Genomic DNA, 4559 nt, shown 5'->3' with positions numbered 1-4559 from the left:
CGCGATCCTTCATCTTGCGCATGTGGTCGAGCGTGATGATGTCCTTGTTGCCGGTCGCCGTGACGAAGATATCAGCCATCGGCGCGGCATCTTCCATTGTGACGACCTGATAGCCTTCCATCGCGGCCTGCAGCGCGCAGATCGGATCGATCTCGGAGACCATGACGCGGCAGCCGGCCTGGCGCAGCGAGGCGGCCGAGCCCTTGCCGACGTCACCGAAGCCCGCGACCATCGCGACCTTGCCCGACAGCATCACGTCGGTGCCGCGGCGGATGCCGTCGACCAGCGATTCGCGGCAGCCATAGAGGTTGTCGAACTTCGACTTGGTGACACTGTCGTTGACGTTGATGGCCGGGAACAGCAGCGTACCCTTGTTCGCCATGTCGTAGAGGCGGTGCACGCCGGTCGTGGTCTCCTCCGAGACGCCCTTGATGTTCTTGGCGATCTCGGCAAACCAGCCCTTCGGCTTCTCCTTCAGGAGCCGCTTGATCAGCGCGTAGAAGACTTCCTCTTCCTCGGAGGCAGGCTTGTCGAGGAAGGCGGTGTCGCCCTTCTCGGCGCGGACGCCGGCATGCACCAGCATGGTGGCGTCGCCGCCGTCGTCGAGAACCATGTTCGGGGTGCCGCCGCCATGCCAGTCGAACAGTCTAGCCGTGTAGTCCCAATATTCGGTCAGCGTCTCGCCCTTCACCGCGAACACCGGAATGCCGGCCGCCGCGATCGCGGCCGCGGCGTGATCCTGGGTCGAGTAGATGTTGCAGGAGACCCAGCGGATGTCGGCGCCGAGCGCTGCCAGCGTCTCGATCAGGACCGCGGTCTGGATCGTCATGTGCAGCGAGCCCGCGATCCGCGCGCCCTTCAGGGGCTGCTTCGGACCATATTCCTCGCGGGTCGCGATCAGGCCGGGCATCTCCGTCTCGGCAAGCGAGATTTCCTTGCGGCCGAAATCGGCGAGCGACATGTCCTTGACGATGTAGTCGGTGAAGCTTGGCTTCTTGGCGGCGGCGGTCATGGGAGGGGTTCCGATCGAATGATGTTCAACATGTCAGTGCGAGAGCAAGCGCGGCGTCTTGTGGCACGGTCTGCTCCCTCTCTCCCCGCAAGCGGGGAGAGGTTAGAGGGCTACACCACGCGCTTGAACGGTTCGACGAGATCGGTCTTCTCCCAGGAGAAGCCGCCCTCATTGTCGGGGATGCGGCCGAAATGGCCGTAGGCCGAGGTGCGCGCGTAGATCGGCCGGTTGAGGTCGAGGTGCTTGCGGATGCCGCGCGGCGTCAAATCCATGACCTCGGCGGCGGCCTTTTCGAGCTTGTCCTCGGCCACCTTGCCGGTGCCGTGGGTGTCGATGTAGATCGACAGCGGCCGCGCCACGCCGATCGCGTAGGCGAGCTGCAGCGTGCAACGGTCGGCAAGCCCAGACGCCACGATGTTCTTGGCGAGATAGCGCGCGGCATAGGCCGCGGAACGGTCGACCTTGGTCGGGTCCTTGCCGGAGAAGGCGCCGCCGCCATGCGGGGCCGCGCCGCCATAGGTGTCGACGATGATCTTGCGCCCGGTCAGGCCGGTGTCGCCATCCGGGCCGCCGATGAAGAATTTCCCGGTCGGATTGATGTGCCAGATGGTCTTGCCGTTGATCCATCCCTTCGGCAGCGCCTCGCGCACATAAGGCTCGACCCGCTCGCGAACCTGCTCCGAAGTCATCTCCTCGACCAGGTGCTGGTGCGAGACGACGATCTCGCGCACACCGACCGGCTTGCCGTTCTCGTACTGCACCGTGACCTGGCTCTTGGAGTCCGGCCCCAGCACCGTCTCGCGGCCGGCGTGGCGCGCCTCGGAGATCAATCGCAGGATCTTGTGGGCGTAGAAGATCGGCGCCGGCATCAGGTCCGGCGTCTCGTTGCAGGCATAGCCGAACATGATGCCCTGGTCGCCGGCGCCCTCTTCCTTCGCCGCGCCGTTGGCGTCGACGCCCTGGGCGATGTCCGCCGACTGCGGATGCAGCAGGATCTCGATGTCGCAGGTCTCCCAATGAAAGCCGTCCTGCGCGTAGCCGATGTCCTTGATCGCGGCGCGGACCACGCTCTTGATCTGGTCGTTGGAGACCGACGTCGGCCCGCGGGTCTCGCCGGCGATCACCACCTTGTTGGTGGTGGCGAGCGTCTCGCAGGCCGCGCGGATCGCCCAGGGGTCGATCCCGGCCTTCGGCCCCTCGCGGTAGAACAGGTCGACGATCTCGTCCGAAATCCGGTCGCAGACCTTGTCCGGATGGCCTTCGGAGACGGATTCACTGGTGAACAGATAAGACGCGCGCATCAAGCTAACCCCATGTTGCCGCCCGATGTCGGCGGTCGTTCGAAATCCGTCCCTGGCTCATCAGTCCCGCCGGCGCGAGATGATGTAGGACTCGTCATAGAACCAAAGCCCGTTGTGCTTGCGGAGAACTTCTCGGGCGGCATCGAGAGGGCGGCCGCTTTGAGCCATTTCCGTCAAACGGTCGTCTTCGACCTGCGCGACATACACCGCCGCGTTCCAGGCTGCAAAGGCCGTAGAGGTCCCAATTGTTCCTGTGACCTCGTTGGGCAGCGCCTCCATATCATAGCGGAACACCGAGCGGTTATCGGCGTAGGCGTTAAAGTTGAGTTCCCGCCCGGCCGAGCCCAATTCGTATTTGACCGCACGCAACAGCTCATGGCGGCTGACTGCGAAAGGATTTTCTCCCGGCCAGATCGCCTGGATCATTTCCAGTCCCGGATCCTGGCCATGGGAGTGGATTCCGATCAGCCGGCCACCGGCGCGCAGCGCCCGGGCCAGCGGTGCAATGATCCGCTTGGCGCGGAAATTGACCGAGGATTTCGCCCGGTAGGGCTGGGACGCGATGATCAGGTCGAAATTGGCCTCGGTGCGGCCCGCCCGGGGGATGATCTGGTCGAGCAGGAAGCGATGGTCTTCCCGGTACAGCACGATCGCGACCGGCCGCTCGTAAATCGGCATGCCCGAGCGCGGGCTGACGCTGGCGCGCCAGTTCTGCTCCAGGAACGGCTGCAATTCCGCGATCTGCGCCTCGAATTCGCCCGAGGAGGCGCCCCGCAACGGCACCTCGTGCCAGATCATGCCGGACGCCGCCGCCGGCGAGCGCGGGGTCAGCCAAGGCGCCTCGGCATAATACATGTTGGTCAGCACGAAGACGGTGGCCGGGTGCTCGAACAGCCGGTCCGGCAGCTTCTCCAGGGTCAGCCGCACGTCCTCCAGGCTCAGTTCCTTGCCGGCGACGTAGAACGGCATGTGGGGAAAGCGGCCGTGCATCAGCCGCAGCACCCGCGCGAGCACCGTGCCGTCGCCGATTCCGGCATCGAATACCCGCAGCGCCGGCGGGCGCGGATGGATGCTCGACAGCTCGAGCCCCACCCGCTCGGCGATCACCCGCTTCTCGCTGCAGGTATGGACGAACAAGAGGTACTTCTGCCGGTTCTCGAAGAAGCGGAAATTCGACCTCGGATCGCGCTTTTCCGGCGGGACCTTGAGGCCGCGCGGCGGCGGCGCGGCGCCGGTCGAGGCCGCGATATAGGCCTGGATGCGGTCCAGCGTGTCGATGGTGATGCGCTTGCCCTCACGCAGGCGGTGCACCAGCTTGCCGTCATTGACGGCGCGGCGCCCGAACGTCGATTCCGCCATGTCGGCGTGGCGGCAGAAGTCGGAGATGTGGCTCAGAATCTCGTCGTTTCGCATCGGGCGGAGGTCGGACGGCGGTGGGCAATCGCGGATCGGTGGGCCGCTCTAGCATCATTTGCCCACCTGGGAAATGCCCTTCAGGCAGCCGCCGATACTTTTCGCGATCCGGCCCGCCTCCAGGCCGATCTCGCGCAGCTGTCCGGTCGGCGAGGTGATCTGGCCGCAGAAATAGAGGCCGGGCGCGGCGGTCGGACGGCCGGTCACACGCGGTGCGCCGGCCTGGTCGAGCACGCCCTCGACGTCCGGCAGCAGGCGCCGCAGGTCGGGCCGGAAGCCGGTGGCGAGGATCACGGCATCGAACGGCTCGCGCCGGCAGTCGGCGAACACGACGCCCTCGCTGGTGAAATGATCGATGCCGCCGCGTACCTTGATCGCGCCGTCCCTGATCCGCGCCAGCGTGCCGACATCGATCAGCGGCACGCGGCCGTTTTCCTCGACCATCTGCCGCGGGCCCTTCGCGGCGCGGCGCAGACCGAGCTTCTCGATGTCGCCGGTCGCGAGCCGCAGCACCAGCGCGTTCATGCGGTCGACCAGGCGCGCCGGCAGGCGCCGGTACAGGATGGCCCAGGACAGGATCGGGAAGCCGAGCAGATCGCGCGGCAGCACCTGCACCGGGCCGCGCACTGCGAGCGCGACATCGACCCCTGCTTCGGCGAGATCGAGCGCGATCTCGCCGCCGGAATTGCCGAAGCCGACCACCAGGACGCGGCGGCCGAGGAATGGCTGCGGATTGCGATAGTCGCTGCTGTGGCCGATCGTGCCGCGAAAGATGTCGATGCCGCGCCAGGATGGACGATGCGGCGCGTTGGCGAGGCCCGTCGCCACCGCCA

General features: G+C 66.2%; 4 protein-coding genes. All 4 read right to left on the bottom strand.

Going from position 1 to position 4559, the window contains the following annotated elements; translation table 11 throughout:
- A partial coding sequence (locus tag JOY90_RS25930; protein ID WP_291693956.1) for an adenosylhomocysteinase occupies positions 1-1012 on the bottom strand: 1012 nt, incomplete at its 3' end.
- Between the two features lie 110 nt (positions 1013-1122).
- Positions 1123-2313 (bottom strand): methionine adenosyltransferase, encoded by a 1191-nt coding sequence (metK, locus tag JOY90_RS25925; protein WP_291693955.1) that lies wholly within the window; start codon positions 2311-2313, stop codon positions 1123-1125.
- Between the two features lie 60 nt (positions 2314-2373).
- Positions 2374-3726, bottom strand: coding sequence for a hypothetical protein (locus tag JOY90_RS25920; protein ID WP_291693954.1), 1353 nt, complete (start codon positions 3724-3726; stop codon positions 2374-2376).
- Between the two features lie 54 nt (positions 3727-3780).
- On the bottom strand, positions 3781-4559 hold a 779-nt coding region (locus JOY90_RS25915), incomplete at its 5' end, for an NAD(P)-binding domain-containing protein (protein WP_291693953.1).

This window comes from Bradyrhizobium sp. (genome assembly GCF_019242285.1).
Lineage (GTDB): Bacteria > Pseudomonadota > Alphaproteobacteria > Rhizobiales > Xanthobacteraceae > Bradyrhizobium.
This window is presented reverse-complemented; position numbering and strand designations above follow the sequence as displayed.

Excerpts from the sequence above, each read along its gene's own strand:
- metK (WP_291693955.1), bottom strand. The coding sequence starts at position 2,313 with ATGCGCGCGTCTTATCTGTTCACCAGTGAATCCGTCTCCGAAGGCCAT.
- JOY90_RS25920 (WP_291693954.1), bottom strand. The coding sequence starts at position 3,726 with ATGCGAAACGACGAGATTCTGAGCCACATCTCCGACTTCTGCCGCCAC.